5 protein-coding genes are annotated in these 5693 nt (G+C 73.2%); 2 read left to right on the plus strand and 3 right to left on the minus strand.

Annotation, left to right across the window (positions count from 1 at the left end):
• Positions 1 to 441 precede the first annotated feature (441 nt).
• The 3 genes from VFZ20_RS18805 to mazG form a co-directional block, all read right to left on the minus strand.
• Complete coding sequence (locus tag VFZ20_RS18805) at positions 442 to 1035, minus strand: hypothetical protein (protein WP_329685468.1); 594 nt, start codon at positions 1033 to 1035, stop codon at positions 442 to 444.
• Between the two features lie 24 nt (positions 1036 to 1059).
• Positions 1060 to 2568: a HAMP domain-containing sensor histidine kinase gene (locus VFZ20_RS18810; RefSeq protein ID WP_329685469.1), complete on the minus strand. Its 1509-nt coding sequence runs from the start codon at positions 2566 to 2568 to the stop codon at positions 1060 to 1062.
• A 79-nt stretch (positions 2569 to 2647) separates the two neighbouring features.
• Entirely contained in the window at positions 2648 to 3478 is an 831-nt protein-coding gene (gene mazG, locus VFZ20_RS18815; RefSeq protein ID WP_329685470.1) for a nucleoside triphosphate pyrophosphohydrolase, read from the minus strand.
• A gap of 41 nt (positions 3479 to 3519) precedes the next feature.
• Here mazG and alr point away from each other — a divergent pair, with 41 nt between their 5' ends.
• Positions 3520 to 4674, plus strand: a complete 1155-nt coding sequence (gene alr / locus VFZ20_RS18820; RefSeq protein WP_329685471.1) for an alanine racemase — start codon at positions 3520 to 3522, stop codon at positions 4672 to 4674.
• 101 nt (positions 4675 to 4775) lie between these two features.
• The coding region (locus VFZ20_RS18825; RefSeq protein ID WP_329685472.1) for a hypothetical protein at positions 4776 to 5693 on the plus strand (918 nt) is incomplete at its 3' end.

Consider the following 5693-nt stretch of genomic DNA (forward strand, 5'->3'; position numbering starts at 1 on the left):
CTTCGCGGACCTGGAAAAGGACCTGAACCTGCTTTCCGCGGCCCGTGGCGAGGCGCGCGCCATCGTGGAGCGCGACCCCGAGCTGGCCCGCCATCCCGAGCTGCGCGACGCCCTCGCCACGCGCTACGAGGAGCGCGCGCGGATGTTCCGGGTGGGGTAGGGGAGGGAAGTGCGTGAGTGCGAAAGTGCGAAAGTGACGGCGATCGGGTTGGGTGCGCCGACGCGCTCTGCGAACAGGGCTTCAACCGCCAACGGGCGCGGCCTCCCGGCGTGCGCCATCCCTCCAAACGATCGAAGCCCCGTCCGGCGACGCATCAGCGTCATCGAGACGGGGCTTTTGGCTGGTCAGCGGCGCTTACCTGCTCAGGTCGATCGGCCGCTGAGCCACTTTCGCACTTTCGCACTTCCGCACTTCCGCACTTCCGCACTTTCGCACTGCCGTCACGGTCTCGGCGCCAGCGTGTTGCGGATGCGCTGCAGCTCCTCGCGCAGCTGGCGAATGGTGGCGTCGCGCTCGTTGAGCTCGCGACGCAGGCGGGCCACCTCGGCGCTCTGGTCCGCGGGCTGCCGCACGACGACGGTGTCCGAGCCGCCGGGGCGCGTGCGGACGATCACGTCCGGGTCGCAGCGCAGGTCGCCCGTGCGCTGCTCGCAGGGAAGGGTGAGCTGGCGCGACAGGCCCAGCAGCCGCTCTGCTTCGGGTCGCCGCGTCAGACGGCCGCCCGCCGTGTCGGCCGCCAGGTACAGCTCCAGGTTCTGCGTGGCCAGCGCCGCGTCGAACTCCGGGTTGGCCGGCTCCAGGTACAGCGTGGCCAGGTAGAAGCGCGCCTCGCGGCCCTGCTCGTCGCGCGGGTGCTCCGCGGCCAGCCGCTGGAACGCCGCCATGGCCACCCGGAACGAGTCCGCGTGCATGGCCGCGTGCCCCTGCCGCCACAGCTGGTCGCGGCTGGCCGCGCCCGGGCCCAGGTTCTCCGGCCCCAGCACGGAGCACCCGGCCAGCAGCACGGCGAAAAGGAGTGCAGTCGGGATCTTCATCCGCTCGCGGAAAGGACAAATCGGTCAGGCGTGGCCCGCGGCCGCGGGCGGCCGCTCGGGGAGGTACACGCGAAAGCGCGTGCCGCGCCCCACCTGGCTTTCTGCACCGATCGTGCCCCCGTGCGCCTCCACGATCTCGCGCGCGATGGCCAGCCCCAGCCCCGACCCCACCGACCGCGGCTGGGCCTCGTTGTCCACCTGGTAGAACTTCTCGAACACGTGCGGCAGCTTGTCCGGGGGGATGCCCACGCCCGTGTCCTCCACCTCCACCTGGATGCCGCCGTCGCACCGCGCCGCGTCCACCCGGATGGTGCCGCCCTTGGCCGTAAACTTGAACGCGTTGCTCAGCAGGTTGCCCAGCACCTCGTTCAGCCGGTCCTCGTCGCCCACCAGCGTGCGCGGCAGGTCATCCGCCAGGCGCACGGGGAACTCGATGCCGTTCTGCACGGCGAGAACGCGAAAGTCCTCCGTGAGCTCGTCGAAGAACGGGCGCAGCTCGATCTGCCGCAGCTCCAGCCGCGCGCCGCCCGCTTCGAAGCGGCTCACGTCCAGCAGCCGGTGCACGAGGCGCGTAAGCCGGTCCGTCTGCGCGCTCACGGCCTCCAGCGTCTTTTTCTGCTGGTCGTTCACGTCGCCGTAGATGCCGTCGGCCAGCAGCGTCACGTAGCCGCGGATGACGGACAGCGGCGTCTTGATCTCGTGGCTGGCCACGGAGACGAACTCGGCCTTGAGCCGGTCCAGCTCGCGCAGCTGCTCCGTCATGGTGCCGAACGAGCGCGCCAGGTCGCCCAGCTCGTCCGGCCGCTCGCGGGGGATGCGCACGTGCGGCTCGAAGTCGCCCTCCGCCACCGACCCCATCCCCTGCCGCAGCAGCGCGATGGGCCGCAGCAGCGTCCGCGTGAGCAGCGTGCCGATGAGGAGCGTGGCCGCCAGCGACAGGGCCAGGGCCAGCAGCGTGGTGCTCGCGGCGTTCTTGGCGATCCGCTCCGCCTCGTCCAGCTCGTCGCCCGTGCGCCGCACGATCGTGCTCTCGATCGCGTCCAGCCGCGGCTCCAGCACCGCGAACTGGTCCTCGAGCGCCAGCCGCAGGGTATCCGCCGCGTCCTCCCGGGCCGCCAGCAGGCCCCGCTCCCGCCGGATGTTCTCGGCGATCTGCGACCAGGTCTCCGCGGCGGGCACGGTTGCGCGGGCGTACTCGCCCCCGTTCTGGGTGCGCAGCACGCCCAGTGCGCGCACGGCGGACTGGATGGCGCTGTCCACCTGGATGCGCACCCGCGAGGTGTCCTGGGCCGTGGTCGTGTCGTCGAGCACGCTGCTCACGCGGAACACGGCCACGTACCGGCGCTGCCCGTCGAGGGCCGTTTCGGCCGCGTTGCGCAGGTCGCCCAGCGTGCTCGTGGCCACCCGCTGCTGCGACAGGCGGTCGGTGATGTCGTGGACGGCACGGAGCCCCACGAGGCCGTACGCCGCCGGGATGGCGAGCACGACGGTGATCCCCACCAGCGTCAGGACGATGCGTTGCCGGAGCTTCATCCGTCGGTGCGGTGCGGGCTGGTGGCGGTCCGGCGGGCCCGGGAGACCGGACCGGGCGACGGGTGATGCACGATTCGGGTCACTGCGCGTCCTTCTCGTCCGCCGGCGGCGCGGGGATGCCCCGCTCGATGCGCTTGACCTCGTCCCACAGGCGGTCCAGCTCCTCCAGCGTGGCCTGGCCCCACACCACGCCGCGCTCGGCGGCCAGGCGCTCCAGGGCGCGAAAGCGGCGCGAGAACTTGGCGTTGGCCCCCGCCAGGGCGGCGGAGGGATGCACCCGCGCCAGCCGCGCCAGGTTCACGGCGGCGAACAGCAGGTCGCCCACCTCGTCCTGCAGCCGGTCGGGGTCCGCCTCGCCCAGCTCCGCGCCGATCTCCTCGGCCTCCTCGCGCACCTTGTCCAGGGCGCCGCGTGCGTCGTCCCAGTCAAAGCCCACCCGGGCCACGCGGTCCTGGATGCGAAAGGCCAGCAGCAGCGGGTCCAGCCCCGAGGGCACCTCGTCCAGGATGCTCTCGGACTTCGCGTCGCCCCGCTCGCGGGCCTTGAGGGTCTCCCACGGCTCCGCCGGGCCCAGGCCGTACAGGTGGGGGTGGCGGCGGCGCATCTTTTGCTCCAGCCCGGCGACCACTTCTTCGCGGCTGAAGGCGCCCGTCTCCTCGCCGATCACGACCTGGAAGGCCACGTTCAGCAGCAGGTCGCCCAGCTCGCCGCGCAGGGCCTCGGGATCGCCGGCGGCGATGGCGCCGGCCGTCTCGTGCGCCTCTTCCAGCAGGTAGCGGGTGAGCGAGGCGGGGGTCTGCGCGGCGTCCCAGGGACAGTGCGCGCGAAGAAACTCGACCAGCGCGAGGGCGCGGTCGAGGACGCCGCTTTCACGGCCGGCCGGGGGCGTTTCAGCTTGCGAGTCTCTCACGGTCGGCCTAGAATACTCGGTTTGTGTCCGATACGTCAACGGTGGTTTCCCGGGCCTGGGTAGAGGTGGACGAGGCGGCGCTGCGGCGCAACCTGCGGCGCGTCAAGGACGCCGCGGGGCCGGCCGCGTCCGTGGTCCCCATGCTCAAGGCCGACGCCTACGGCCTGGGCGTGGCCGACGTGCTCCGCATCGTGCAGGCGGAGCTGGACCCCCGCGAGCTGTGGGCCATCGGCGTCGCCGCGGTGGCGGAGGGCGAGCAGCTGCGCGACCTGGGCTGGACGGGGCGCGTGGTCGTCTTCGCGGCCCAGCCCCCGGGCGAGTTCCTTCGCGCGGCCCGCGCCGGCCTTACCCCGGCCCTTTCCGACCTGGACGGCGTCCGCCGCTGGGCCCACGCGGCCCGCGAGACGGGGCGCCGCCTTGCGTTTCACGCGGAGATCGACACGGGGATGGGCCGCGCCGGCTTTCCGTTCGCGGACGCCGCGGCGTGGGGGCGCGAGGCGGATGCGCTCGCAGGGGACCTTTTGACGTGGGAAGGGTGTTTCACGCACTTCCATTCCGCGGATGAGCCGGACCTGGGTCCCACCGACGAGCAGCAGCGGCGCTTCATGCGGGCGCTGGAGGCGCTGCCGCCCCCGCGGGACGGCACGGAGCGCCGGGTCATCCACAGCGCCAACAGCGCGGCGGCCCTGCGGCGCAACGGCTTTGGCCTGGACCTCGTCCGCCCCGGCATCTTCCTGTACGGGGGGGCGGCCGGGCCGGACGCGCGGCCCGAGGAGGTGGCGTCGGTGCGGGCCCGCGTGGCCCTCGTCCGCGACGTGCCGGCGGGATGGAGCTGCGGATACGGCGCCACCTACACGTCGCGCAGGCCGGAGCGGTGGGGCACGCTCTCCATCGGCTACGGCGACGGGCTGCCGCGGCGCCTGTCCCCCGCGGGGGGCGAGGCGCTGGTGCGGGGGCGCCGGGTGCCCATCATCGGCCGCGTCTCCATGGACATGACCGTCGTGGACCTGACGGACGTGCCCGGGGCACAGGCCGGCGACGTGGCCACGCTTATCGGCACGGACGGCGGGGAGCACATCGGGCTGGAGGAGGTGGCCGGCCGGTGCGGCACCATCTCGTACGAGATCCTCACCGGGCTGGGCGCGCGGATGCCGCGCGTGTACGTGAACGGAACGCGGAGCCCCGGCCCCGCGTAACAGGCAACGCGCGCGGCGGCTCCGGCCGGTTGCAACGGCCCCGGCCGCCGCGCTTTTTACGGGCCGCGCCCCCGTCCGGGGCGCCCCGACTTGCACGACCCGTGATCCTTTCCCAACGGATGCAACGCCGCTTTCTACTCTCCGGCCTGCTCGCCCTGCTGGCGCTGTCGGCGGGCGCCTGCTCGGACGAGGCGCCCACGCTCTCGGGCGACGACCAGTTTCCGCCGGGGTCCATCCCCGTCACCCGCGAGGTGATCTTCCCCGCGTCGGAGTTCTTTCGCGTGGTGAGCAGCGCCCGCGGATACACCGGGGCGTCCAGCCTGTCGGGCGTGCTGGTGGCCAACCAGTTCGGCGGGGCGCTGGACGCCAACGCCCTGGCGCGCTTCGTGGGCTTTCCCAGCACCGTCACCTACGTCCGCGAGGGGCTGCAGGTGACGGACACGGCCTTTCGCTACCTGAACAGCCGCATGGTGCTGCGGGTGGACACGGCGGCCAGCAGCACGCCGGGCCCCGTGACCCTGCGGGTGTACCAGGCCGCCCAGTCGTGGCACGCGCCCACGGCCACCTGGACGACGGCCGTGGACACGGGCGGCGCGCGTACGCCGTGGACGCAGCCGGGCGGCACCCGCGGCGTGCTGCTGGGCGAGGGGACGTACGCGGGGGGCGACTCCATCTCCATCACCATCTCGTCGGCCGAGGTGCGGGCGCTGGCGGACTCCTCCAGCAACGGCATCATCGTCACCACCACCACGCCGGGCGCGCGGGTGGAGCTGTTCGAGATCGTGCTGCGGGCGCAGATCCGGCCCGAGAACGCCATCCCCGACACCACCCTCAACCAGACGATCGTCACGTCCGGCACCCGGACGACGATCTACACGCCGGAGCAGCCGGAGCCGGGCCCCGGGGCGTTCGCCGTGGGCGGCGTGCTCAGCGCCCGCACGCTCCTGGAGCTGAACGCGGACCGGCGCGTGCCGGCCTGCGCCACCGGGAGCTGCGGCACCCTGCCGCTGGACTCGGTG

The sequence above is a fragment of the Longimicrobium sp. genome (genome assembly GCF_036280135.1).
Classification (GTDB): Bacteria; Gemmatimonadota; Gemmatimonadetes; order Longimicrobiales; family Longimicrobiaceae; genus Longimicrobium.